General features: G+C 72.0%; 23 protein-coding genes and 1 riboswitch. Of the genes, 12 read left to right on the forward strand and 11 right to left on the reverse strand.

Translation table 11 applies throughout. The features are described 5' to 3' along the window. Window positions 1–67 precede the first annotated feature (67 nt). The 5 genes from OHA05_RS07765 to OHA05_RS07785 all read left to right on the forward strand — a co-directional run bounded on the left by OHA05_RS07765 (window position 68) and on the right by OHA05_RS07785 (window position 4,816). On the forward strand, window positions 68–1,057 hold the full coding sequence (locus tag OHA05_RS07765) for a DEDDh family exonuclease (protein ID WP_313947119.1): 990 nt from the start codon (window positions 68–70) through the stop codon (window positions 1,055–1,057). Between the two features lie 53 nt (window positions 1,058–1,110). Next, window positions 1,111–1,344 (forward strand): hypothetical protein, encoded by a 234-nt coding sequence (locus OHA05_RS07770; RefSeq protein WP_313947118.1) that lies wholly within the window; start codon window positions 1,111–1,113, stop codon window positions 1,342–1,344. Window positions 1,345–1,415: 71 nt separating this feature from the next. Then, window positions 1,416–2,204, forward strand: a complete 789-nt coding sequence (locus OHA05_RS07775) for an SURF1 family cytochrome oxidase biogenesis protein (RefSeq protein WP_328860137.1) — start codon at window positions 1,416–1,418, stop codon at window positions 2,202–2,204. A 64-nt stretch (window positions 2,205–2,268) separates the two neighbouring features. Then, window positions 2,269–4,056 (forward strand): glycoside hydrolase family 15 protein, encoded by a 1,788-nt coding sequence (locus tag OHA05_RS07780; protein WP_328860138.1) that lies wholly within the window; start codon window positions 2,269–2,271, stop codon window positions 4,054–4,056. A 4-nt stretch (window positions 4,057–4,060) separates the two neighbouring features. Beyond that, on the forward strand, window positions 4,061–4,816 hold the full coding sequence (locus OHA05_RS07785; RefSeq protein WP_313947115.1) for an SDR family oxidoreductase: 756 nt from the start codon (window positions 4,061–4,063) through the stop codon (window positions 4,814–4,816). A 24-nt stretch (window positions 4,817–4,840) separates the two neighbouring features. Here OHA05_RS07785 and amaP read toward each other — a convergent pair whose 3' ends face one another. The 8 genes from amaP to OHA05_RS07825 all read right to left on the reverse strand — a co-directional run bounded on the left by amaP (window position 4,841) and on the right by OHA05_RS07825 (window position 10,496). Further along, entirely contained in the window at window positions 4,841–5,419 is a 579-nt protein-coding gene (gene amaP, locus OHA05_RS07790) for an alkaline shock response membrane anchor protein AmaP (protein ID WP_313947114.1), read from the reverse strand. 6 nt (window positions 5,420–5,425) lie between these two features. Then, window positions 5,426–6,076, reverse strand: a complete 651-nt coding sequence (locus tag OHA05_RS07795) for a DUF6286 domain-containing protein (protein WP_313947113.1) — start codon at window positions 6,074–6,076, stop codon at window positions 5,426–5,428. Continuing rightward, window positions 6,073–6,441, reverse strand: coding sequence for a hypothetical protein (locus tag OHA05_RS07800; protein WP_328860139.1), 369 nt, complete (start codon window positions 6,439–6,441; stop codon window positions 6,073–6,075). Before OHA05_RS07800 ends, OHA05_RS07795 begins: the two co-directional genes overlap by 4 nt. A gap of 5 nt (window positions 6,442–6,446) precedes the next feature. Further along, on the reverse strand, window positions 6,447–6,638 hold the full coding sequence (locus OHA05_RS07805; protein ID WP_313947111.1) for a hypothetical protein: 192 nt from the start codon (window positions 6,636–6,638) through the stop codon (window positions 6,447–6,449). Window positions 6,639–6,649: 11 nt separating this feature from the next. Further along, on the reverse strand, window positions 6,650–7,147 hold the full coding sequence (locus OHA05_RS07810; RefSeq protein WP_313947110.1) for an Asp23/Gls24 family envelope stress response protein: 498 nt from the start codon (window positions 7,145–7,147) through the stop codon (window positions 6,650–6,652). 237 nt (window positions 7,148–7,384) lie between these two features. Continuing rightward, window positions 7,385–8,176: an enoyl-CoA hydratase/isomerase family protein gene (locus tag OHA05_RS07815; protein ID WP_313947109.1), complete on the reverse strand. Its 792-nt coding sequence runs from the start codon at window positions 8,174–8,176 to the stop codon at window positions 7,385–7,387. Between the two features lie 129 nt (window positions 8,177–8,305). Next, the gene (locus OHA05_RS07820) at window positions 8,306–8,524 is read right to left on the reverse strand and encodes a helix-turn-helix domain-containing protein (RefSeq protein WP_019060653.1); all 219 of its coding nucleotides are present in this window, start codon (window positions 8,522–8,524) and stop codon (window positions 8,306–8,308) included. 373 nt (window positions 8,525–8,897) lie between these two features. Then, window positions 8,898–10,496, reverse strand: coding sequence for an ABC-F family ATP-binding cassette domain-containing protein (locus tag OHA05_RS07825; RefSeq protein ID WP_327684928.1), 1,599 nt, complete (start codon window positions 10,494–10,496; stop codon window positions 8,898–8,900). A 282-nt stretch (window positions 10,497–10,778) separates the two neighbouring features. On the opposite strand from OHA05_RS07825, the gene ypfJ reads away from it, so the two are divergent. Continuing rightward, entirely contained in the window at window positions 10,779–11,669 is an 891-nt protein-coding gene (gene ypfJ / locus OHA05_RS07830) for a KPN_02809 family neutral zinc metallopeptidase (RefSeq protein ID WP_328860140.1), read from the forward strand. 93 nt (window positions 11,670–11,762) lie between these two features. Further along, the gene (locus tag OHA05_RS07835) at window positions 11,763–12,161 is read left to right on the forward strand and encodes a VOC family protein (protein WP_313947106.1); all 399 of its coding nucleotides are present in this window, start codon (window positions 11,763–11,765) and stop codon (window positions 12,159–12,161) included. 46 nt (window positions 12,162–12,207) lie between these two features. On the opposite strand, the gene OHA05_RS07840 is transcribed toward OHA05_RS07835, so the two are convergent. The 3 genes from OHA05_RS07840 to OHA05_RS07850 form a co-directional block, all read right to left on the reverse strand. Further along, window positions 12,208–13,503 (reverse strand): hypothetical protein, encoded by a 1,296-nt coding sequence (locus OHA05_RS07840; protein ID WP_313947105.1) that lies wholly within the window; start codon window positions 13,501–13,503, stop codon window positions 12,208–12,210. Window positions 13,504–13,649: 146 nt separating this feature from the next. Beyond that, entirely contained in the window at window positions 13,650–14,777 is a 1,128-nt protein-coding gene (locus tag OHA05_RS07845; RefSeq protein WP_328860141.1) for an alpha/beta hydrolase family protein, read from the reverse strand. A 55-nt stretch (window positions 14,778–14,832) separates the two neighbouring features. Then, window positions 14,833–15,495 (reverse strand): class II aldolase/adducin family protein, encoded by a 663-nt coding sequence (locus OHA05_RS07850; protein ID WP_313947103.1) that lies wholly within the window; start codon window positions 15,493–15,495, stop codon window positions 14,833–14,835. 223 nt (window positions 15,496–15,718) lie between these two features. On the opposite strand from OHA05_RS07850, the gene OHA05_RS07855 reads away from it, so the two are divergent. The 5 genes from OHA05_RS07855 (at window position 15,719) to cobN (ending at window position 23,744) form a co-directional block, all read left to right on the forward strand. After that, entirely contained in the window at window positions 15,719–16,969 is a 1,251-nt protein-coding gene (locus OHA05_RS07855; protein ID WP_313947102.1) for an inorganic phosphate transporter, read from the forward strand. 13 nt (window positions 16,970–16,982) lie between these two features. Continuing rightward, window positions 16,983–17,204: a hypothetical protein gene (locus OHA05_RS07860; RefSeq protein WP_313947101.1), complete on the forward strand. Its 222-nt coding sequence runs from the start codon at window positions 16,983–16,985 to the stop codon at window positions 17,202–17,204. Window positions 17,205–17,331: 127 nt separating this feature from the next. Continuing rightward, a riboswitch (cobalamin riboswitch) is annotated at window positions 17,332–17,464 on the forward strand. 117 nt (window positions 17,465–17,581) lie between these two features. Continuing rightward, complete coding sequence (locus tag OHA05_RS07865) at window positions 17,582–18,547, forward strand: cobalamin biosynthesis protein (protein ID WP_328860142.1); 966 nt, start codon at window positions 17,582–17,584, stop codon at window positions 18,545–18,547. Then, window positions 18,544–20,061: a cobyric acid synthase gene (locus OHA05_RS07870; protein WP_328860143.1), complete on the forward strand. Its 1,518-nt coding sequence runs from the start codon at window positions 18,544–18,546 to the stop codon at window positions 20,059–20,061. Before OHA05_RS07865 ends, OHA05_RS07870 begins: the two co-directional genes overlap by 4 nt. Further along, window positions 20,058–23,744 carry a cobaltochelatase subunit CobN gene (cobN, locus tag OHA05_RS07875; protein WP_328860144.1) on the forward strand — a complete coding sequence of 1,229 codons (3,687 nt, stop codon included), beginning with the start codon at window positions 20,058–20,060 and terminating at the stop codon, window positions 23,742–23,744. The genes OHA05_RS07870 and cobN overlap by 4 nt, the downstream gene beginning before the upstream one ends. Window positions 23,745–23,771 lie beyond the last annotated feature (27 nt).

The raw sequence follows: 23,771 nt of genomic DNA on the forward strand, positions 1-23,771 counted from the left end.
CCATGCGTTCTGGTACACGGTCAGGTGACGCCCGGGCAGGTGTTGTCAGTCCCGGCCCGTATTCTCTGTGACCATGCTCGACGACATCTCGACAGCGGCACCGTGGCCGGCCGCGTATCCCCGGGGATACGCGGTCGTCGACGTGGAGACCACCGGACTCGCCCGCGACGACCGGATAATCTCCGCTGCCGTGTACCGCCTCGATGCCCGGGGTGAAGTCGAGGACCACTGGTACACCCTGGTCAACCCCGAGCGTGACCCGGGACCGGTGTGGATCCACGGGCTGACGAGCGATGTACTCGAAGGCGCCCCGCTGTTCGGGGACATCGCCGCCGACTTCTCCGAACGCCTCGACGGCCGGGTGCTCGTCGCGCACAACGCCATCTTCGACTGGTCGATGATCGCGCGGGAGTACGCCCGCGCGCGGGAGACGGCGCCCACCCGTCAGCGGCTGTGCACCATCGCCCTGGCCAAGGAGCTCCGGCTGCCGCTGCCCAACCACAAACTGGCGTCGCTCGCCGCGCACTTCGGGGTCGTGCAGCAGCGGGCGCACCACGCGCTCGACGACGCGCGGGTGCTGGCCGAGGCCTTCCGGCCGAGCCTGCACACCGCGGCCCGGGACGGGGTGCGGCTGCCGCTGCTCGAATGCCGTCCGCTGACCGAGTGGTCGGACTCCCCCGTCACCCCGCGCATCGGCCATCAGCCGTCGTACGGACAGTCGCCCTACGGGCGGGGCACCTGGCGTCCCGCGCGCCGCCGCCCGGCCTGCCCCTACCCCAACCCCGGACGGTACGAAGCGGACAAGCCCCTCAAGCAGGGCATGCGGGTGGCGTTCTCGGGCGACACCTCGGTGGAGCGCGAACTGCTGGAGGACCGGGCGATCGAGGCGGGACTCCACATCGCCACCAGCGTCTCCCGGCTCACCAGTCTGCTGGTGAGCAACGACCCGGACTCGGCCACCTCCAAGACCGTCAAGGCGAAGTCGTACGGCACCCCGGTGATCGACGAGGCGGCGTTCACCCAGTTGCTGCGGGATGTGGACCCGGCAGACGGGTGATGACCGGGCGTGCCGCCCACGCTTCGGCGACCGGGCCCCGCACCCTGTGGCGCATGGCACGTTGCGAGGTTTGCGGAAACGACTACGGCATGTCCTTCGAGGTGCACGCGCAGGGCGCGGTGCACGTCTTCGACTGCTTCTCCTGCGCCATTCACCGCATGGCGCCCATCTGTGAGCACTGCCGGGTCCAGATCATCGGCCAGGGCGTCGAGGTCGGGGGCCACTGGTACTGCGGCGGGCACTGCGCCCGGGCGGAGGGACAGGTGGGCATCGTCGACAAGGTGTGAGGTCCGGCGGAGCCGGCCCGGACGGGGACCCACCGTCCGGGCGCCGCGCCGCAGCGGGTACGGTCGAAGCCGTGTACCGCTTCCTGTTGTCCCGGCAGTGGGTGATCCTCACCCTCATCGGTCTCGTTCTCATCCCCACGATGGTCGAGCTGGGTTTCTGGCAGTTGCACCGCCATGAACGGCGGGTCGAGCAGAACGCGCTGATCGCCCGGAACCTGGAGGCGAAGCCGGTCCCGGTGACCGAGCTCACCTCCCCCGGGCACACCGTTCCCCGCGCGGACTACTGGCGCCGCGTCACCGCCACCGGCACGTACGACACCGCGCACGAGGTCGTCGTCCGCCGCCGCACCAATGCGGATGAGCGGGTCGGCTTCCACGTCCTGACCCCTCTGGTGCTCGCCGACGGCCGGGCCGTCCTCGTCAACCGCGGCTGGATCCCCACCGCGGCCGACCAGCAGGCCTTCCCGACCGTCCCGCCGGCCGCCAGGGGCACGGTGACGATCACCGGCCGGCTCAAGGCGGACGAGACGACGAAGGACAGCGGCATCAAGGACCTCGCCGGTCTGCCGCCGCGCCAGATCATGCTGATCAACAGCGCGCAGCAGGCGAAGGCGCTGGGCAGGCCGGTGCTCGGCGGCTATCTGGAGCAGTCGGCGCCCGAGCCGGCCGGGAGCAGCCCCGAATTGATCGCCGAACCCGACCACCAGTCGATCGGCGCGCACATGGCGTACGCCGTCCAGTGGTGGCTGTTCACCGCCGGGGTACCCGTCGGCTGGGTGATTCTCGTCCGCAGGGAAATGCGGGACCGGCGGACCGCGGCGGCACGGAGCACGCCGGAGCCGGCGCCCGCGAACGTCTGACGGCCCCTCGGGGAAGGGCATACCGCCTGCTTAACGGCCGCGCGCTGAGGGAACACGCCACTGCGTGACCCTACGCATCGAGGACTACGCGCTCATCGGCGATCTGCAGACCGCGGCCCTGGTCGGCACGGACGGATCCATCGACTGGCTCTGTCTGCCCCGCTTCGACTCGGCGGCATGCTTCGCCGCCATCCTCGGTGACAAGGACAACGGCCACTGGCGGATCGCTCCCGAGGGCGCGGGCACCTGTACCCGGCGCGGCTACGTCGGGGACTCGCTCGTCCTGGAGACGCTGTGGGAGACGCGCACCGGCACGGTCAAGGTCATCGATTTCATGCCCCAGCGGGACGCCACCCCCGATGTGATGCGCATCGTGGAGTGTGTCAGCGGCCGGGTCGAGGTGACCTCGACGCTGCGGCTGCGCTTCGACTACGGCTCGATCGTGCCGTGGATGCGCCGGGAGGACGGCCACCGGGTCGCGGTCGCGGGGCCGGACTCGGTGTGGCTGCGGAGCGAACCCGAGGTCAAGACGTGGGGCCAGCAGTACAGCACGGTCTCCTCCTTCACGGTCCGCGAGGGCGAGAAGGTGGCCTTCGTGCTCACCTGGCATCCCTCGCACGAGCCGCGGCCCGACCTCGTCGACCCCTACGAGGCACTGGAGTCCTGCGTGTCGGACTGGGAGGAGTGGGCCCACCGGTGCGACATGAAGGGGCCCTACCGCGAGGCCGTCATCCGCTCCATCATCACCCTGAAGGGGCTGACGTACGCACCGACCGGGGGGATCGCCGCCGCCCCGACCACCTCGCTGCCGGAGGAGCTGGGCGGCGTACGCAACTGGGACTACCGCTTCTGCTGGCTGCGTGACTCGACCCTGACCCTGGGCGCGATGATCGCGGCCGGCTACCAGGACGAGGCCGAGGCCTGGCGGGACTGGCTGCTGCGGGCGGTCGCGGGTGACCCGGCCGACCTGCAGATCATGTACGGACTGTCCGGGGAGCGGCGGCTGCCCGAGACGGAGCTGCCGTGGCTGGCCGGGTACGCGGGCTCCCGTCCGGTGCGCATCGGCAACGCCGCCGTGGACCAGCTCCAGCTCGATGTCTACGGCGAGGTCATCGACTCCCTGTACCTGGCGCGGGAGGCGGGCCTCGCGCCGGAGAAGCACGCGTGGTACCTCCAGCTGAGCCTGCTCGGCTTCCTGGAGTCGAAGTGGCGTGAGCCGGACGAGGGCCTGTGGGAAGTACGGGGTCCGCGCCGTCACTTCGTGCACTCCAAGGTGATGGCGTGGGTGGCGGCGGACCGCGCGGTGCGGACCCTGGAGCAGGACCCGGCGCTGCGCGGTGACGTGTCGCGCTGGCGGGCCATGCGGGACGAGGTGCACCGGGAGGTGTGCGAGAAGGGGTACGACCCGAAGCGGAACACGTTCACGCAGTACTACGGGTCCAAGGAGCTCGACGCCGCGACGCTGCTCATCCCCCAGGTGGGATTCCTGCCGCCCGAGGACCCGCGGGTGATCGGGACGGTGGACGCGGTCCGCGCCGAACTCGGCACGCAGGGCGGCCTGGTCCGGCGCTACAGCACGGAGGGCCGCACCGTCGACGGGCTGCCGGGCGACGAGGGGGCGTTCCTGGCGTGCTCGTTCTGGCTGGCGAACGCGCTGCGGATGACGGGGCGGGAGAAGGAGGCGCGGGAGCTGTTCGAGCGGCTCCTCTCGCTGCGCAACGACGTGGGGCTGCTGGCCGAGGAGTACGACCCGGTCTCGGAACGGCAGCTGGGGAACTTCCCGCAGGCGTTCAGCCATATCGCTCTGGTGCACACGGCTCTCGCGCTGAGCGCGGACGAGGATGCAGGATAGGCCCATGGATCTTGGACTGAAGGACCGCGTCTACATCGTCACGGGTGCCTCGCGAGGGCTGGGGAACGCGTCCGCGCGTGCGCTGGTCGCCGACGGGGCGAAGGTCGTCATCACCGGGCGCGACGAGAAGACGGTCGCGGACGCCGCGGCCGAGCTCGGCGCGAACGCCGTCGGGGTCTCGGTGGACAACGCCGAGCCGTCGGGCGCGGAGCGCCTGATCGCCGCCGCGCGGGCGCACTTCGGGCGCTTCGACGGGGTGCTGATCAGCGTGGGCGGGCCGCCGCCCGGGTTCGCCGCGGACAATTCCGACGAGCAGTGGCAGTCGGCGTTCGAGTCGGTGTTCCTCGGAGCGGTGCGGATGGCGCGCACCGCCGCGGCGGCGCTCGGCGAGGGCGGCGTCATCGGCTTCGTGCTGTCGGGCTCGGTCCACGAGCCGATCCCCGGCCTGACCATCTCGAACGGGCTGCGCCCGGGGCTCGCGGGCTTCGCGAAGTCCCTCGCCGACGAGCTCGGTCCGCAGGGCATCCGTGTGGTGGGCCTGCTCCCCGCGCGGATCGACACGGACCGGGTGCGGGAGCTGGACGCGCTCTCGGGGGACGCGGACGCGGCCCGCGCGTCGAACGAGTCCCGTATTCCGCTGCGGCGCTACGGCACCCCGGAGGAGTTCGGCCGCACGGCGGCGTTCCTGCTCTCCCCCGCCGCCTCGTATCTCACCGGCATCATGCTCCCGGTGGACGGCGGCGCACGCCACGGCTTCTGACCGCCCGGGCCGACCGATCCGCCGTCAGGACACCCTGCGCGGGGTGTGCTTCGCCGCGCGCAGGTGGGCCTCCGTCGGCAGCGACTCCAGTCCCGCCGACTCGCGCGCGTGGGTGACCGCCTCGTCCGTGAGGCGCGCCAGCGTCTCACGGGGGGACGCATGGGGCTCCAGCAGGAGGCCCACCCGCGTCGCCGGGGCCGTACGGCTGCCCCTGAGCATGATGTGGGCGCGGGCCACCCCGTCCAGGGACTCCGCCTCGCGCTCCAGGACGCCCTCCAGCGCCCGGCCCCGCAGCAGCGCGCCCTCGCCGTCGCCGCTCTCGACCAGGACCTCCGCCAGGCGCTTGCGGCGCAGTTGGGCGATGAAGTGCCACAGCGCCAGGAGCACCAGCAGCGCGAGAACGGCGATGACCACCGGCCACCACCAGCCCTCGTCGCGCCACCGCTCCCGGTCGGCGTCGCTGAGCAGTACGTCGTGCGGTCCGTCCCAGGGCCACCAGGACGGCACCGCGAGGCCCGCCGCGGCCGCGAGCACGCCTCCGCCCAGGCACACGAGCACCAGGCCGGCGAGGCCGATCAGGACCCGGTTGACGATCCGGAGCACGGTGCCTCACCCCTTCTTCGCGGGCGGCCGGCCGACGTGCACGGCCAGGGACGGCGGCTTGGCGAGCCCGAGTTCGGTGATGCCGAAGCCCACCGCGGCATCCAGGTCCCGGCGTACGTCGTCGAGTTCGCGGAAGTGGGAGCGGGCTCGCACGGACACCTTGCCGCGCCGCATCCGCACCCGTACGGACTGCACCCCGGACACCTCCATCGCCCGGTCGCGCAGCACCAGGGCCGCCGCCTCCCGGTCGAGGCCCGCACGGACGGAGGGGGCCTCGCGCCGCATCGGCAGCAGCCACCGCAGTCCCGGGCTCAGGGCGAGGACCAGGAGCACGAGGCCGAGGAGCACCGCGACGGACGCGGCCACCATCACCCAGGTGTTGTCGGCCTGCCAGGTGGCGAGGCGCTCCGCCGTGACGCGGCGCCACTGCATGCCCGGCCGGCCCGCACGGACGGCGGCGACGTCGTACAGCAGGACGCCCGCCCCGCCGAGCACGACGAGCGCCAGCAGTGCGGCCGGCACCCTGCGCACCGACCAGAAGCGCCCTGCCCTGCCGCCGTCGCCCTCCGCCGGTGCACCGGCGCGGTCGTAGGCCGCCGCCGAGGAGGACTGGTCGAGGTCGAGCACGGGTGCCCCGGGCGGTACCGGCTCACTCATCTGATCCTCCCCTGCCCGGCCGAGCGTGAGTGCACCGAGTGCAGCCGTTCGACGAGCACGGCGACCTCGGGCACGTCCATCCCCGCCAACGCCTTTACCCGCTCCGCGACCCGGCGACGCACGGCTCCGCACTGCGCTCCGATGTCGGAGGGGTAGTCGAGCTCCAGGGTCACCCGCACGCGCGCGATGTCACGGTGCACCATGACCGAGGCATGCGGCGGACTGCCGCCTTCCGGGACGGCGTGGAGCGCCTCGCGTGCCGCGCGCGCGGCGATCTTCGCCACGACCCGGTCGGCGATGACGGTCGCCCCGCGCTCGCCGGCTGCGACGCTTCCCCCGCCTTCGGGGGCGGGACCGGCGGCCACGGCGGTCACCGGGGCCGGTCGCCGCGCTCGCGACTGCGGAAGAACTCTCCGGGTTCGAGGTCACCCTCGAGGAACCGGCCCACCACAAAGCCGACCGCCCCCAAGGCAGCGACCAGCAGGAACGCGCCGAAACCGCCGAAGTATCCGGCGAAGGCGAGCGCCATGCCGGCGATCAGGCCGACCACAGCCATGCTCATCGTGGGCTCCTCTACTGGATACGTGGCTCGGGCTCGTCGTCCTCTTCATCGGGCAGCTTGACGTCGCCGACCGCGATGTTGACCTCGACGACCTCAAGACCTGTCATCCGCTCGACGGCGGAGATCACGTTCTCGCGGACCGCGCGGGCCACGTCGGCGATGGAGACGCCGTAGTCCACGACGATGTCCAGGTCGAGCGCGGTCTGCACCTCGCCGACCTCGGCCTTGACGCCGCGGCTGGCGCTGGAGCGGCCGCTGCCCGGTACGCGGTCGCGGACGGCGCCGAAGGTACGGGACGCCCCGCTGCCCATCGCGTGCACGCCGATGACATCGCGGGCCGCGAGTCCGGCGATCTTCTCGACGACACCGTCGGCAATGGTGGTGCGTCCACGGGACGCGGGGTCCCCGGAACCACGCTTGGTCGTCGACGGCTTCCTCGGCTCTTCGCCCGAGCCGGACAGATCTCTGCCGGGAGGGTCGGGCCGGTTCCTCGGCGCGGTTTCAGTCATCGCCGTGTGTCCTTTCCGGGCGATTACGGGCTTCGTGTCCACATTAGGACGGGATGCCCGCTTTCGCTCCGGAGATGCGCCAGGTCACGACAGCAACCAGCGCCGACGCGTCACGGTCGAGGTGGGGCCGCACAGGCCAGGATTGCCGGGCGGGCCGGGGAGAGGGCGAGGCCGGCGTCGTACGGGAATCACACGGCGGCCGACTCGCCCACCCGGGGGACGGCCGGCCGGCCGGTATCAGTCCCCGATACCCGCGAGATCCCGCAGCCGGCGCGCCTGCGCCGCGCGCTCGGCGGTGCGCTGCTCCTCGTAGGAACGGCCGTGGACGCCCTGGAGCAGCGCCTTCGTCTCGATCACGGCGTCGCGCGGGGCGGCGAGCAGTGCGGAGGCCAGGTCGCGCACGGCGCCGTCGAGTTCGTCGCCGGGGACGACAAGGTTGGCCAGCCCGGTGCGCTCGGCCTCCTCGGCGTGCACGAAGCGGCCCGTCGCGCAGATTTCGAGCGCGCGGGCATAGCCGACGAGCGACACCAGGGGGTGCGTGCCGGTGAGGTCGGGGACGAGTCCGAGGCTGGTCTCGCGCATGGCGAACTGCACGTCCTGCGCCACGACCCGCAGATCGCAGGCAAGGGCGAGCTGGAAGCCCGCTCCGATCGCATGGCCCTGAACGGCCGCGATCGTGATGACATCACTACGACGCCACCAGGTGAATGCCTCCTGGTACTCGGCGATGACAGCGTCGAGCTCCGCGTCGGAGCCCCGTGCCAGATCGAGGAAGGACGGCTCACCCTCGAAACCCTCGGGCGTGAACGCCTGCCGGTCGAGACCGGCGGAGAAGGACTTGCCCTCACCGCGCAGCACCACGATCCGTGCAGTGCCCGGCAGTGACCGACCCGCCTGCGCCAACGCCCGCCACAGAGCGGGAGATTGGGCGTTGCGCTTGTCCGGGTTGGTCAGGGTCACCGTGGCAACAGCGTCCTCGACGGTGAGCCGTACGCCGTCCTTGTCGAGCACAGAGTCGAGCGAAGTCATGGGGGCGCCTCCGGTTCAGGTGCAGTCAGGTGCAGATTAGCTAAGCGACTGCACAGTAACCACCCGGTCGGACAACCGACCGACCGGGTGGCCACCGCCTGGAACCGGTGGACCGAAGGAGCCAGGTCGTCAGGCCGAAGCCTTCTTGCCTCGTGTTGCTCCGCCGCGTCCCCGCAGCGTGACTCCGGACTCGCTGAGCATCCGGTGGACGAATCCATAGGAACGGCCGGTCTCTTCGGCCAGCGCCCGGATGCTCGCACCGGAGTCGTACTTCTTCTTCAGGTCTGCCGCGAGCTTGTCGCGCGCGGCGCCGGTAACCCGGCTGCCCTTCTTCAGAGTCTCGGCCACCCGTGCCTCCTCATGGGAAGTGCGCTCTGGACTTCTCATGATCACCCCTTGAGGGCTTCCTGGCCACCCATTCGGCAAGGTCCGTACGACGAGCTTTGCGGTGCGCGGGGCCGTCGCCATGACCGGAGCCCATGATTCCGAGTGTCCGTAGTCGCACGTCAGGCCGATCTTTCCGAAGAACGGCCAGGTCAGAACGGGTGGGCAGGCGCCGGCGCCGGCAGGGACACGGACGGCGGCAATCCGCTCGGCGCCACGCCGCAGTACGAGACGCACTCACTCAGATGATGGATCACGTGTCGGCCGAATGATCCATACGGAGTGGATCAGTGCGCCGCAGACCCCCGGACCGGGGGCCGCGGGCCCCCGGCGGCGGTCAGGCGAGGGCGACCAGGTCCGCGTAGTCCTTGCCCCACAGGTCCTCGACGCCGTCCGGCAGCAGGATGATCCGCTCCGGTTCCAGCGCCTCGACCGCTCCCTCGTCGTGCGTGACGAGGATGACCGCGCCCTTGTAGGTGCGCAGCGCGCCGAGGATCTCCTCGCGGCTGGCCGGGTCGAGGTTGTTGGTGGGCTCGTCGAGGAGCAGGACGTTGGCCGACGAGACGACGAGGGTGGCCAGCGCGAGACGGGTCTTCTCGCCGCCGGAGAGGACCCCGGCTGGCTTGTCCACGTCGTCCCCGGAGAACAGGAAGGAACCGAGCGTCTTGCGCACCTGGACCAGATCGAGGTCGGGCGCGGAGGAGCGCATGTTCTCCAGGACCGTGCGGTCGGGGTCGAGGGTCTCATGCTCCTGGGCGTAGTAGCCGAGCTTGAGGCCGTGGCCCGGGGTGACCTCGCCGGTGTCGGGCTTCTCCACCCCGGCCAGCAGCCGCAGCAGCGTGGTCTTGCCCGCACCGTTCAGACCGAGGATGACGACCCGGGAGCCCTTGTCGATCGCCAGGTCGACATCGGTGAAGATCTCCAGCGATCCGTACGACTTCGACAGACCCTCGGCGGTGAGCGGGGTCCTGCCGCAGGGGGCGGGGTCGGGGAAGCGCAGCTTGGCGACCTTGTCGGCCATGCGGACGTCTTCCAGACCCGAGAGCAGGCGCTCGGCGCGCCGGGCCATGTTCTGCGCGGCGACGGTCTTGGTGGCCTTGGCGCGCATCTTGTCGGCCTGGGAGTTGAGCGCGGCGGCCTTCTTCTCGGCGTTCTGGCGTTCGCGCTTGCGGCGCTTCTCGTCCGCCTCGCGCTGCTGCTGGTACAGCTTCCAGCCCATGTTGTAGACGTCGATGTTCGAGCGGTTGGCGTCCAGGTAGAAGACCTTGTTCACGACCGTCTCGACCAGGTCGACGTCGTGGGAGATGACGATGAAGCCGCCGCGGTAGGTCTTCAGGTAGTCGCGCAGCCAGACGATGGAGTCGGCGTCGAGGTGGTTCGTCGGCTCGTCCAGGAGCAGGGTGTCCGCGTCCGAGAACAGGATGCGGGCGAGCTCGACCCGGCGGCGCTGACCACCGGAGAGCGTATGCAGCGGCTGGCCGAGCACCCGGTCGGGGAGCCCGAGCGCGGCGGCGATGGTGGCGGCCTCGGCCTCGGCGGCGTATCCGCCCTTGGTGAGGAACTCCGTCTCCAGGCGCTCGTACTTCTTCATCGCCTTCTCGCGGGTGGCTCCCTGGCCGTTCGCCATCCGGTCCTCGTTCTCGCGCATCTTCTTCAGCACGGAGTCGAGGTCGCGGGCGGAGAGGATCCGGTCGCGGGCGAGAGTGTCGAGGTCGCCGGTGCGCGGGTCCTGCGGGAGGTATCCGACCTCGCCGGAGCGGGTGATGGTGCCGGCCGCGGGGATGCCCTCACCCGCGAGGCACTTGGTGAGCGTGGTCTTGCCGGCGCCGTTGCGGCCGACCAGGCCGATGCGGTCGCCCTTGGCGATACGGAAGGAAGCGGACTCGATGAGTACGCGCGCGCCGGCGCGCAACTCGATGCCGGAAGCGGTGATCACGGACAGACTCCAGGGCGGGTGGACGGCGGAAGGGACGGTCGCGGAAGCTTCGACGCCGTCTAATGCGCAAGGAGAATGGCCATGGAGGCCAGTCTAACCGGGCGGTGCAAGTGGTTTTGCCGCTGCTGGGGCGGGGCGACGGCCCCCGGGGAGGCCCGGCCGGGCCCACGCGGACGCGATCGCGGCAAAAGGGGCGAGTCGCCACGGAATGATCAATACTCGGCGCCAGGTGGCGCCGGCGGCGGGCCGGCGCCACGCCCGCGCAGCCGAGGGTGGTGGCTCATGCAGTTCGACGACGACGCCGATCTGGACACGTCCGAGGTCCGGGACGTGCGGGGCAGCCGTGTCCCCGGCGGCAGGGCGACCATCGGCGGCGGCATCGCGGGACTCATCGCGCTGATCCTCGGACTGTTCTTCGGCGTCGGACCCGAACAGCTCGGCCTCTCCTCGGGCGACACCGCCCCGGCCCCGACGGCCTCCACCCAGGCCGAGGTCGATCAGGCGTGCCGGCGGGGGTCGGACGCCAACACCCGCGAGGACTGCCGGATCGTCGCTGTGGTCAACAGCGTGCAGGACTACTGGCGTGCGGAGTTCCCGCGACGGCAGGGGCGCTACAGCGACGCCCGCACCGTGATGTTCACCGGGCAGGTGGGCACCGCCTGCGGGGCCGCGACCGCGGCGGTGGGGCCCTTCTACTGCCCCGCCGACCGGCAGGTCTATCTGGATCTCGGCTTCTTCGACGATCTGCGGACGAAGTTCGGGTCGACCGGCGGACCGTTCGCCCAGGCCTATGTGGTCGCCCATGAGTACGGCCACCATGTGCAGAACCTGATGGGCACCCTCCAGCGCGCCCAGGACGGCCGGCAGGGCGCGAACAGCAACGCGGTGCGGGTGGAGCTCCAGGCCGACTGCTACGCGGGCGTCTGGGCGCACCACGCCACGACCACTCCCGACGAGCGGACCGGCAGGCCGCTGCTGACGACGCTGACGGACGCCGACATCAGGGACGGCCTGGACGCGGCGGCCGCGGTCGGCGACGACCGGATCCAGGAGAGGTTCCATGGCCGCGTCACCCCCGAGTCCTGGACGCACGGCTCGGCGGCGCAGCGCCAGCAGTGGTTCTACACGGGCTACCGCACCGGTGACATGGCGCGCTGCAACACCTTCGCCTGACGGCCCTGGCGGGGCTCCGGGCGTTGTCGGTGGCCGGTGCCAGACTGAGACCCAGATCACATCCCCACCGTCGAGCATGAAGGAGTGATCGGAATGGCACAGTCACCGAGCATCAGTCCGACCCTGGTCTATGCGGACGCCAAGGCCGCGATCAAGCAGCTCACCGAGGCCTTCGGCTTCACCGAGCACGCGGTGTACGAGGACGAGGACGGCCGGGTGGTCCATGCCGAGCTGATGTACGGCAACGGCATGGTGATGCTGGGCAGCAAGGGCACCGGCGGCGAGTTCGCCAAGCTGATGACGGACGCCGGGCCCGCGGGTGTCTTCGTCCATGTCGACGATGTCGACGCGCACCACGGCAAGGCCGTGGAGCACGGGGTGGACGTGGTGATGCCGCCGACCGATCAGGACTACGGGGCGCGGGACTACATGGCGCGCGACATCGAGGGCAATGTGTGGAGCTTCGGCACGTACGCACCGGGGACGGCGTAACCGGAGGGGCCGGGTCCCGGCCCCTCCGGGGATGACGGGACAGCCCTCAGGCGCCGCCGGTGTGCACCTGGAACGCGGCCCTGCGCACGGCCTTGGCGAGTGCCGGGTCCGGATGCGCGGCCGCGAGTGCGACCAGGACCTGGACCGTGCGGGGGTGGCCGCCGGCCCGGACCTCGTCCAGGAGCGCAGGGACGGTGCCCTGGACCGCCGAGTCGAGGTGGCGCAGCAGGAGTTGGGGCTCACCGTGGTCGGCGACGGCCGCCGCGGTGTCCACCCAGAGCCAGGTGGCTTCCTCCCGGGTGAGGACCTCGGCGGCGTCCTCGGGGTCGGCCCCGTCGTACTCCGCGAGCCACAGCAGCGCGTAGGGGCGCAGGGAGGGCTCGTGCGCGGCGGCACGGACCTCGCCCTCGGCGGGGGCGCCGACGACGCGCAGCGCCTCGAAGGCGAGTCCGCGCAGCAGGGCGTCCTCGCCGCGGGCGACGCCGAGCAGTTCGGCGACGGCGCTGGAGACCGTACGGGCGGCCAGCCAGGCGCGGTACTCGGCGCGGGCCGGTCCCGGGGTGAGGCGGGCGCAGCCGCGGAGCATGTCCTCGGCCGACTGCTCGATGTTGCCGGCGGGGCTCTGGGCGGCGACACAGATCTGTTCGAGCTTGACCCACACCGCCCAGTTGCCGAGCGGGGTGAGCGTCGCGGAGCTGCCCGCGTCGAGCGTCAGGGCGCCGACGGCGGACAGACCCTCCAGGGCCCAGTCGAGCAGCGGAGGCAGCGGGGCGTCCGAGGCGGCGGGGACGGGCTGCTCCTGGAGGCCGTACGGCACCTCGCAGCGCTCCTCGCGCAGTTCGGCGACGCGCTGCTCCAGCAGGTCGAGCAGCGCGGGCACCAGGACCGGGCCGGCGGAGAGCTGGAGGAGCGAGAGCAGTTGGGGCACGGCCTCGACGACCTCGGCCACCGCGGTGGGGGCGACGTCGGCGGGGGCCGGGTGGATCAGCGACCAGGCGTCGAAGAGGGCGACCCAGCCGCGCAGTACGGCCATGTCGTCGCGGTCCCAGGCGCGCAGACGCCAGCCGGGGCGTGCGGTGTCGCCGTGCAGTTCGACCAGACCGGCGAGACGGGCCCGGTCCCAGCCGGTGCGGACCTGGAGCGGGGTCAACTCCAGTGCGGCGGCGGCCCGTTCCTGCGCCCGGTCGGCGAGCGGAGCGGTGCTGGGGTCCCTTTCGACGGCCGCCCAGCGGGCGATGCGGACGGCGTCCGCGAGGACCGCCCGCGCCTGACGGGCGAGCTCCGCGGGCGGGGGTGTGCCCTCGGGGGGCCTCGGCGCCGGCCGGGTGCGCCGGGTCGTCACGGCCCGTCGTGCGGCGGCCAGTGACCGCGGGCGGACAAGACGGAGTCTGGAGTTGCGCGCCAATTGCTCATCAGGCTTTCGGGACGTCACAGGGAGCAGTGTTCCCGCTGTATGCCCGAAAGCCCAAACGGAACCTGGTGGGCCGCCTACAGAAGGGGGGTGAGGAAGCGGCGCAGCGCCTCTTCGTAGTGGGCCGGGCCGGCGTTCCACATGGCCGCGTGAGGGGCCTCGCGGACCGTCTGGAGGCTGACCAGATCGGGGCGGGCGGCCGCGAGGTCGCGGGAGCGCTGCCAGGGCGCGAGCGTGTCGTCGGGGCCGTGGAAGATCAGGGTGGGCGCCGTCAGGGCGCCGGGGTCGGCGACGTCCCGCAGCCGGTCGCCGTACAGGCCCGTCCTGCCCTGCGCGGCCCGGACGGCCAGGGGCAGCAGGACGGCGGGGGTGCGGCGGGCGGAGGCCAGACCGCGCAGGGTGGCTTCCCAGTCGAGGACCGGGGAGTCGAGGACGAGGCCGCTGATCCGGTCGCGCAGACCGGAGTTGGCGGCTGCGTACAGGGCCATGGAGGCACCGGTGGACCAGCCGTGGACGACGATCTGTTCGGCGCCGTGGCGTACGGCGAAGCGGATGGCGGCGTCGAGGTCGCGCCATTCCGAGTCGCCGAGGTGGTTGAGGCCGTCGGGGGACCTGGGCGCGTCGGGGTCACCGCGGTAGCCGAGCCCGAGCACCGGGCAGCGCTGGCTCCGGAGGAACGGCAGCAGATTCAGGGGGTGTTCGCGGGTGGTGCCGAGACCGTGCACGGCGATCACCCAGGTGCCGCGGATGCCCGGCACGAACCAGGCGGGCAGCGGGCCGAGTTCGCCGGGGATGCTGACCTCGGAGCAGTCGATGTCGAGCGCCTCCCGCGGACTGCCGTGGTACAGCTGCGGCGTCATCCGGACCCGGGTGCCCGGACCGAGGGTGCCGAGGACGACGCGCTCCAGACGGCGCACGAGCGTGTCGGCCGCATGCGGCACGTCGTCCAGCACCGGGCCGACGATGGCGTGGATGCCGGGGCCGACGAGCCCGTATCTGCCGGGGCGCCGCGAGGCCAGGCTGCGCGTGAGCGTGACCCGGCCGGCGGCCACGGCGTGCACGGTGAGCTTCGGCTCTCCGGGCAGCGGGCGGCCGGGCGGCGCCTTGAGCGCGGCGTCGCTGGCGTAGCGGCCGGCCGCGAACGCGGCCGCGCCGGCACCTATCAGAGTGGTGACGGCCGCTGCCGTCGCTGTAGCCGGGCGCACTGCTCCAGTGTCGGTACCGGCGGGCCGCCCTGCCAGTGGACGGACGCCACCGGTGTCAGCGGCCCTGGCCGTAGCCCCGGAGTTTCTCCCCGACCTCGGCCAGCTGGGCGCCGGAGAGCAGGGTGGGAGTGCGGCCGGGCACCGAGGACGCGGTCAGCCAGAGCCGGCACATCCACTCCAGCTGGGCGGTGCGGTCGTACGCCTGGTCGAGGGTGTCGCCGTAGGCGACGGTGCCGTGGTTCTGGAGCAGGCAGGCCGTGCGGTCCTCCAGGGCCGCCCGCATGGCCGCGGCCAGCTCGTCCGAGCCGTAGAGGGCGTAGGGGGCGACGCGTACGGGTCCGCCCAGCGCCGCCGTCATGTAGTGGATCGGCGGCAGCGTGGGGACGAGGGTGGAGACGGCCGTGGCGTGCACGGCGTGGGTGTGCACCACGGCCCTCGCCGGGGTGCCTCGGTAGACCTCCAGATGCAGCGGCAGCTCGCTGGTGGGCTTGAGGTCGCCGAGCACCTGGTGGCCGTCGAGGTCGACGGCGACGGTGTCCTCGGGGGTGAGCCGGTCGTAGGGCACTCCGCTCGGGGTGACCAGGACGAGGTCGCCGGCCCGTACCGAGACATTGCCCGATGTGCCGACGACCAGGCCTTCCGCCGCCGTCCTGCGGGCCGTGGCCACGAGGTCGCGCCATGCCCGGTCGATGGTCTCCTGCCGCTCCGCATCGGTCATGCGGCGATCCTGCCAGGCCGCCGCGGGGGCAGAGAGGCCGGGCGTGACGCAGATCACGGAATCGAAGATCGGAGCCGCGGAGAGGCCTGTTTGCGGCACCGACCGAAAGCGGAGTCACAGACCCTCACTTGGAGACACCACAAAGCCCGTCCCAGTTCATCTTCCGTTCACTCAGGTTTCCTAGGTTCCACTGGCCACTGACGTCCATAGATTGCCTGGGTAAATGGAACACATCACGCTGCTGCTCGCGATCGTGATCGTGACGGCTCTCGTGTTCGATTTCACGAACGGTTTCCACGACACCGCCAATGCGATGGCGACGACCATCTCGACCGGAGCCCTGAAGCCCAAGACCGCGGTGGCCATGTCCGCCGTGCTCAACCTCGTCGGCGCGTTCCTGTCCGTGGAGGTCGCCAAGACGATCTCCAGCGGCATCGTCACCGAGTCAGGCATCACCCCAGAAGTCATCTTCGCGGCGCTCGTCGGCGCCATCCTCTGGAATCTGCTCACCTGGCTGATCGGCCTGCCCTCCAGTTCCTCGCACGCCCTGATGGGCGGACTGGTCGGCGCCACGATCGCCTCGGTCGGCGTCAGCGGCGTCAACGGCGGCACCGTCGTCACCAAGGTGCTGATCCCCGCGATCGCGGCGCCCCTGGTCGCGGGCATCGCCGCCTACCTCGCCTCCCGGCTGACCTACAGGATCAACCGGAACACCGACGAGAAGACCACCGCCAAGGGCTACCGCGCCGGTCAGATCGCCTCGGCGGGCCTCGTCTCGCTGGCCCACGGCACCAACGACGCCCAGAAGACGATGGGCATCATCACGCTGGCCCTGGTCGCCGGTGGCGTCCTCTCCCCCGGGTCCAACCCCCCGATGTGGGTCATCCTCTCCGCCGGTATCGCGATCGCGCTCGGCACCTACCTGGGCGGCTGGCGCATCATCCGCACCATGGGCAAGGGCCTCACCGACCTCCAGCCGCAGCAGGGCTTCGCCGCCCAGACCAGCGCGGCCAGCGTCATCCTCGCCTCCTCCAACCTCGGCTTCTCGCTGTCGACCACGCACTCCTGCTCCGGCGCGGTGATGGGCGCGGGCCTCGGCCGCAAGGGCGGCGTGGTCCGCTGGTCCACCGCCACCCGGATGTTCGTCGCCTGGGGTCTGACCCTGCCGGCGGCCGCACTGGTGGCGGCGGGCTCGGAGCTCGTCACACGTCAGGGCGACTGGGGCGTGGCAGCCGTCGTGGTCTTCCTGATCGGCTCCTGCGCCGCGATCTGGCTGGTCTCCCGCCGTCAGGTGGTCGACCACACCAACGTCAACGACACGAGCGTGGACGGCGAGCCCGCGGGTGTCGTGACCGCCGCCATCGCGGCCGTCACCCCGCCGCCGGCCGGCACCCCGGCCCCGGCCCAGGACATCCAGACGACCATCCCGGCTCCGGCCCCCGAATCCGAGCCGGCCCGCACGGCCGCGGTGTAAGGACAGAAACAGCATGAGCATCGACTGGGCAGCTCTCGGCTCCGTCTTCGGCGTGAGCCTCGTCGCCACCGTGGCCCTGGTGGGTCTGTTCACCCTGGGCGTGGTGGGACTGAGCAAGCAGGAATCGGCGTCCGCGCAGGGAGGCTCGGCGGTCCTGGCACGCACCGGCGCCTATGTGTGCTTCGCGCTCTGCGCGGCAGCGGTGACGTACGGGATCTACCTCATCGTCAGCTGACGCCACAGCGTCAACACGCGCATCGAGAGCCGGGCCGGGCACCCTTTGGGGTGACCGGCCCGGCTTTCGGGTGTGGGGCTCAGCACACTGTCCCGTCGCAGGTCAAAGGCAAGTTGACGCCGTTCGGGCGGCATGGTGGACTGCCGGGGCCATCTACGGCGGCAGCAGAGGAAGCCGGTGCAAATCCGGCGCGGTCCCGCCACTGTCACCGGGGAGCAGTCCCCGGAAGCCAGGAACTCTCACCGCCGTTCACGTCGAACCAGGGCGCGGACACCCTGAGTGAGGACATATCGCCATGCCCGGCTGCGGTTCCGTTCCTGCTGTGAGTACGGCCCTGAGTTCACGGTTGCACCGAGGCGAGATCCCGGCCTGAACCCATGCGTGCCGACCGAGTGTTCGTGTACGGCTCCATCGCCGGCCTGACCTGCGACCTGCTTCTCGGTGATCCCCGCCGGGGACATCCGGTCGCCGCGTTCGGGCGGGCCGCGGAGGCCGTCGAGCGTGTGTTGTGGCGTGACCACCGCGGCTGGGGTGCGCTGCACTCCCTGCTGTGCGCCGGGGGTGCGGCCGCCGCCGCGGCCCTCGTCGCGCGCGGCGCGCGGGGCAGTTCCGCCGCGTCCGTCGCCCTGACCGCGGCCGCCACCTGGTCGGTCGTCGGGGGCACATCGCTGGGGCGCGAGGCCCGGGCCATCGGCGGGGCGCTCGCGGCCGGTGATGCGGAGCTCGCCCGGGAGCGGCTGCCGCATCTGTGCGGCCGCGATCCGCAGAGCCTGGACGAGCAGCAGATCGCGCGGGCCGTCGTCGAGTCCGTCGCCGAGAACACCTCCGACGCCGTGGTCGGCGCCCTGGTGTGGGGTGCCGTGGCGGGCGTGCCCGGTCTGGTGGGCTTCCGGGCGGTCAACACCCTGGACGCGATGGTCGGGCATCTCTCGCCCCGGTACCGGAAGTTCGGCTGGGCCTCGGCACGGCTGGACGATGTGGCCGGCTGGCCCGGGGCCCGGCTTACGGCCGGACTCGCGGCGCTCGCGGGCGCGGACGGCCGGGGGGCCGTCCGCGCCTGGCGCGCCGACGCGGGCCGGCACCCCAGTCCCAACGCCGGGCCCGTGGAGGCCTCGTTCGCGGGGGCGCTCGGTGTCCGGCTCGGCGGAACGCTCTCGTACGGCGGGCGGGTCGAGCACCGGCCGGTCCTCAACGCCGAAGGGCGTGCCGTGGAGTTCGGCGACATCGAACGCGCCGTGCGGCTCTCCCGCCGCGTCGGCTTTCTGACGCTGGCGGTCTGCGCCGCGGGCCGCGTCACGGGTCACGCACTGCGCGCCCGGCGCGCACGAAGGAGGCGGGGATGAGCGGGCGCAAGGGCGGCGGGCTGCTGGTCGCGGGCACCACGTCCGACGCGGGCAAGAGCGTCGTCACGGCCGGGATCTGCCGGTGGCTCGCACGACAGGGCGTGAAGGTCGCCCCCTTCAAGGGGCAGAACATGTCCCTCAACTCGTTCGTGACCCGTGAGGGCGCCGAGATCGGCCGCGCGCAGGCCATGCAGGCGCAGGCCGCGCGGGTGGAGCCGAGCGCCCTGATGAACCCGGTCCTGCTCAAGCCGGGCAGCGACCGCTCCAGCCAGGTCGTGCTGATGGGCAAGCCGGTCGGGGAGCTCAGTGCCCGCGGCTACCACGGCGGCCGGCAGGAGGCCCTCCTCGGCACCGTCGTGGAGTGCCTGGAGGAGCTGCGGGGCACGTATGAAGCCGTGATCTGCGAGGGGGCGGGCAGTCCGGCCGAGATCAATCTGCGGCGTACGGACATCGTGAACATGGGCATCGCGCGGGCCGCACGGCTTCCGGTGCTGGTGGTCGGGGACATCGACCGCGGCGGGGTGTTCGCCTCCTTCTTCGGTACGACGGCGCTGCTGAGCGCGGCCGACCAGGAGCTGATCGCGGGCTATCTGGTCAACAAGTTCCGCGGGGACGTGTCCCTGCTGGAGCCCGGTCTCGACATGCTGCACGGCCTCACCGGACGGCGGACGTACGGCGTTCTGCCCTACGCGCACGGGCTCGGCATCGACGAGGAGGACGGGCTGCGGGTTTCGATGCGCGGCACGGTGCGGGAGTCGGTGCTCGCCCCGCCCGTCGGCGAGGACGTGCTGCGGGTCGCGGTCTGCGCCGTGCCGCTGATGTCCAACTTCACCGACGTCGACGCGCTGGCGGCCGAACCGGGCGTCGTCGTGCGGTTCGTGGACCGCGCGGAGGAACTCGTCGACGCCGACCTGGTGATCGTGCCGGGCACCCGGGGCACGGTCAGGGCGCTGGACTGGCTCAGACAACGGGGGCTCGCGGACGCCCTCGTACGGCGGGCCTCCGAGGGCCGGCCGGTGCTGGGCATCTGCGGCGGCTTCCAGATGCTCGCCGAGCACATCGACGACGAGGTCGAGTCGCGTGCCGGAGCCGTCGACGGGCTCGGACTGCTGCCCGTCCGGGTGCGGTTCGCGGCCGAGAAGACCCTCGCCCGCCCCGTCGGCGAGGCACTGGGCGAGCCGGTCGAGGGCTACGAGATCCACCACGGCGTCGCCGACGTCCTCGGCGGCGACGCCTTCCTGGACGGCTGCCGCGTCGGCGCGGTCCGGGGCACCCACTGGCACGGCTCGCTGGAGAGCGACGGCTTCCGCCGTGCCTTCCTGCGCGAAGTGGCCCGGGAGGCGGGGCGCCGCTTCGTCCCCGCACCCGACACCTGCTTCGCCGCGCTGCGCGAGGAACAGCTCGACCGCCTCGGCGATCTGATCGAGGAACACACGGACACGGGTGCGCTGCTCCACCTCATCGAGTCGGGCGCACCGGCAGGACTTCCCTTCATCGCACCTGGAGCGCCATGAGCACCGAGACCACCGTGCTGTTGCTGTCCACCGCCGACACGGACCTGCTGGCGGCCCGGGCCTCCGGCGCGCCGTACCGGATCGGGAACCCGACCCGTATCGACGTGGCCGAGGAGCTGCCCGCCCTGCTGGAGGGCGTCTCCGTCGTCGTCGTACGGCTGCTGGGCGGCCGGCGTGCCTGGGAGGACGGGCTCGCGGCGCTCAAGGCGTCCGGCCTGCCGACCGTGCTGCTGGGCGGCGAGAGCGTGCCCGACGCGGAGTTGATGGCCGAGTCGACCGTGCACGCGGGGACGGTCGCGGAGGCTCTGCGGTATCTCGTCGAGGGCGGTCCCGCGAACCTCGTCCAGCTGGCCCGTTTCCTGACGGAGGACGTGCTGCCGGCCGGTCAGGGCCGCGCCACGGACACATCGGGCAGGCACAGTGCCGAGCCGCGGAAGATGCCCGAGTGGGGTCTGCACGGCGACCGCGCTCTCGTCGAGGGCAGGCCGACGGTCGGCGTGCTCTTCTACCGCGCCCACGAACTGTCCGGGAACACCGGATTCGTCGACACGCTCTGCGACCGGATCGAGGCACGCGGCGCCAACGCGCTGCCCGTGTACTGCGGTTCACTGCGGGGAGCGGACCCGGAGCTGTACGAACTGCTCGGCCGCGCGGACGCCCTGGTCGCGACCGTGCTCGCGGCCGGCGGCACGCGCGCCAGCGACGCCAGTGCGGGCGGGGACGACGAGGCCTGGGACATCGGGGCGCTCGCCGACCTCGACGTTCCCGTGCTCCAGGGACTGTGCCTGACCTCGTCCCGCGCCGCCTGGGAGGAGTCGGACGCGGCCCTGTCCCCGATGGACGCCGCGATGCAGGTGGCGATCCCCGAGTTCGACGGCCGGCTCATCACCGTGCCGTTCTCCTTCAAGGAGCAGGGGCCCGACGACGTACCGGTGTACGTCGCCGACCCCGAGCGGGCCGCACGGGTCGCCGGAATCGCCGTGCTCCACGCGCGGTTGAAGCACAAGCCGAACGCCGAGAAGAAGCTCGCGGTCGTCTTCACCGCCTATCCGACGAAGCACTCCCGGGTCGGCAACGCCGTCGGTCTCGACACCCCGGCGTCCGCGGTGCGGGTCCTCGACGCCCTGCGGGACGCGGGCTACCGGGTCGACGGCCACCCCGACGACGGCGACGAGCTGATCCACCGGCTCATCAACGCCGGTGGCCACGACGTGGAGTGGCTGACCGAGGAGCAGCTGGCCGCCGCCCCGGCGCGGGTGCCGCTCGCGGACTACCGCAGCTGGTTCGACAAGCTGGAGCCCTCGCTGCGCGAGAGCATGCTGGAGCACTGGGGCGAGCCGCCGGGCTCGCTCTACGTGGACGGCGACGAGATCGTGCTGGCCTCCCTGCAGTTCGGGAACGTCGTCGTGATGATCCAGCCGCCGCGCGGCTTCGGCGAGAACCCGATCGCGATCTACCACGACCCGGACATGCCGCCCTCGCACCACTACATGGCGGCCTACCGGTGGCTGGAGGAGTCGTTCAGCGCCGACGCGGTCGTGCACATGGGCAAGCACGGCACCATGGAATGGCTGCCGGGCAAGGGGCTGGGGCTCTCCGCGGGCTGCGGCCCCGACGCGGTGCTCGGTGAACTGCCGCTCGTCTACCCCTTCATCGTCAACGACCCCGGCGAGGGCACCCAGGCCAAGCGCCGCGGTCACGCGACCGTCGTGGACCATCTGGTGCCGCCGATGGCGCGCGCCGACACCTACGGCGACCTGGCCAAACTGGAGCAGCTGCTCGACGAGTACGCGCTCGTCAGCGATCTCGACCCGACGAAGGCCCCGGCGGTACGGGCGCAGATCTGGACGCTGGTGAAGGCCGCCGAGCTGCACCACGACCTGCATGTCGACGAGCAGCCCGGCGACGACGACTTCGACTCGTTCGTCATGCACATCGACGGCTATCTGTGCGAGATCAAGGACGTCCAGATCCGCGACGGCCTGCACATCCTGGGCGGCGGCCCCGAGGCGGAGGCGCGGGTCAACCTCGTCCTGGCCGTGCTGCGCGCCTCCCAGGTGTGGGGCGGCAACGCCAACGCCCTGCCGGGGCTGCGGGCCGCCATCGCCGACCACTTCGGGCTGGTGGAGAAGGAACTGCTGGGCGAGCCCGGCGCGCCCGTGAAGGTGCCCGTCGAGCTCACCGAGCTGGTCGAGGGACCGGCCAGGACGGGCGCGGACGCGATCGACCTGCTGGAGCAGCTGTGCCGGCGGCTCGCGGAGGGCATGGAGGCGCGCGGCTGGGAGATCGCGGACGCCGCCGGGCTGGTGCGCGAGGTGCTGGGCACCGAACTGCCCGAGGCAGTGGCCGTACTGGGGTTCGCCTGTACGGAGGTCGTGCCGCGGCTCGCCCGGACGACGGACGAGATCGGCAACATCCTGCGGGCGCTGAACGGCGGCTATGTCCCGGCGGGCCCGTCCGGCTCCCCGACGCGCGGCCTGGTCAATGTGCTGCCGACGGGACGGAACTTCTACTCGGTCGACCCCAAGGCCATCCCCTCGCGGCTGTCCTGGGAGGTCGGCCAGTCGCTCGCCGACTCGCTGGTGGCCCGCTATCTGGCGGACACCGGCGACTACCCGCGGTCCGTCGGCCTGACGGTCTGGGGCACGTCCGCGATGCGCACCCAGGGCGACGACATCGCCGAGATCCTCGCGCTGCTGGGCTGCCGTCCGGTGTGGGACGACGCCTCCCGCCGGGTGACCGGCTTCGACGTCGTGCCGCTCGAAGAGCTGGGCCGGCCGCGCATCGATGTGACCGTGCGCATCTCCGGGTTCTTCCGGGACGCGTTCCCGCACGTGGTGGGGCTCATCGACGACGCGGTGCGGACGGTGGCCGAGCTCGACGAGCCGGCCGAGGCCAACTTCGTACGGGCGCACGCCGACGAGGACACGGCCGCGCACGGCGACCGGCGGCGCGCGACCGCCCGTATCTTCGGCTCGAAGCCGGGCGCGTACGGCGCGGGTCTGCTGCCGTTGATCGACGCGCGCAATTGGCGCAGCGACGCCGACCTGGCCGAGGTGTACGCGGTGTGGGGCGGCTACGCCTACGGGCGCGAGCTCGACGGCCGTGCGGCGCGCGGTGACATGGAGACCGCGTTCCGCCGGATCGCGGTCGCCGCGAAGAACGTCGACACCCGCGAGCACGACCTCGTCGACGCGGACGACTACTTCCAGTACCACGGCGGCATGGTGGCGATGGTGCGCCATCTGACGGGCACCTCGCCCGAGGCGTACGTCGGCGACTCGGCCACCCCGGACCAGGTGAAGACCCGGACGCTGGGCGAGGAGACGCACCGCGTGTTCCGGGCGCGGGTGGTCAACCCGCGCTGGATGGCGGCGATGCGGCGCCATGGCTACAAGGGCGCCTTCGAGATGGCCGCGACGGTGGACTACCTGTTCGGGTACGACGCCACGGCCGGGGTCGTCGACGACTGGATGTACGAGAAGTTGTCGGCGGAGTACGTCTTCGACCCGGAGAACCGCGAGTTCATGCAGAAGTCCAACCCCTGGGCGCTGCGCGGGATCTCGGAGCGGCTGCTGGAGGCGGCCGAGCGCGGGCTGTGGGCGGAGCCGGACGCGGAGACGCTGGAGCGGCTGCGCGCGACGTACCTGGAGCTCGAGGGCCAGTTGGAGGGCGACGAGTGAACGGCTGCGCCACCGCCCCTGACACCG

This window comes from Streptomyces sp. NBC_00306 (assembly GCF_036169555.1).
Classification (GTDB): Bacteria; Actinomycetota; Actinomycetes; order Streptomycetales; family Streptomycetaceae; genus Streptomyces; species Streptomyces achmelvichensis.

Excerpts from the sequence above, each read along its gene's own strand:
- OHA05_RS07795 (WP_313947113.1), bottom strand. The coding sequence starts at position 6,076 with ATGAGTGAGCCGGTACCGCCCGGGGCACCCGTGCTCGACCTCGACCAG.
- OHA05_RS07855 (WP_313947102.1), top strand. The coding sequence starts at position 15,719 with ATGGAACACATCACGCTGCTGCTCGCGATCGTGATCGTGACGGCTCTC.
- OHA05_RS07870 (WP_328860143.1), top strand. The coding sequence starts at position 18,544 with ATGAGCGGGCGCAAGGGCGGCGGGCTGCTGGTCGCGGGCACCACGTCC.
- OHA05_RS07850 (WP_313947103.1), bottom strand. The coding sequence starts at position 15,495 with ATGACCGATGCGGAGCGGCAGGAGACCATCGACCGGGCATGGCGCGAC.
- OHA05_RS07810 (WP_313947110.1), bottom strand. The coding sequence starts at position 7,147 with ATGACTGAAACCGCGCCGAGGAACCGGCCCGACCCTCCCGGCAGAGAT.
- OHA05_RS07770 (WP_313947118.1), top strand. The coding sequence starts at position 1,111 with ATGGCACGTTGCGAGGTTTGCGGAAACGACTACGGCATGTCCTTCGAG.
- ypfJ (WP_328860140.1), top strand. The coding sequence starts at position 10,779 with ATGCAGTTCGACGACGACGCCGATCTGGACACGTCCGAGGTCCGGGAC.
- OHA05_RS07860 (WP_313947101.1), top strand. The coding sequence starts at position 16,983 with ATGAGCATCGACTGGGCAGCTCTCGGCTCCGTCTTCGGCGTGAGCCTC.
- OHA05_RS07805 (WP_313947111.1), bottom strand. The coding sequence starts at position 6,638 with ATGAGCATGGCTGTGGTCGGCCTGATCGCCGGCATGGCGCTCGCCTTC.
- OHA05_RS07865 (WP_328860142.1), top strand. The coding sequence starts at position 17,582 with ATGCGTGCCGACCGAGTGTTCGTGTACGGCTCCATCGCCGGCCTGACC.
- OHA05_RS07815 (WP_313947109.1), bottom strand. The coding sequence starts at position 8,176 with ATGACTTCGCTCGACTCTGTGCTCGACAAGGACGGCGTACGGCTCACC.
- cobN (WP_328860144.1), top strand. The coding sequence starts at position 20,058 with ATGAGCACCGAGACCACCGTGCTGTTGCTGTCCACCGCCGACACGGAC.
- OHA05_RS07835 (WP_313947106.1), top strand. The coding sequence starts at position 11,763 with ATGGCACAGTCACCGAGCATCAGTCCGACCCTGGTCTATGCGGACGCC.
- OHA05_RS07785 (WP_313947115.1), top strand. The coding sequence starts at position 4,061 with ATGGATCTTGGACTGAAGGACCGCGTCTACATCGTCACGGGTGCCTCG.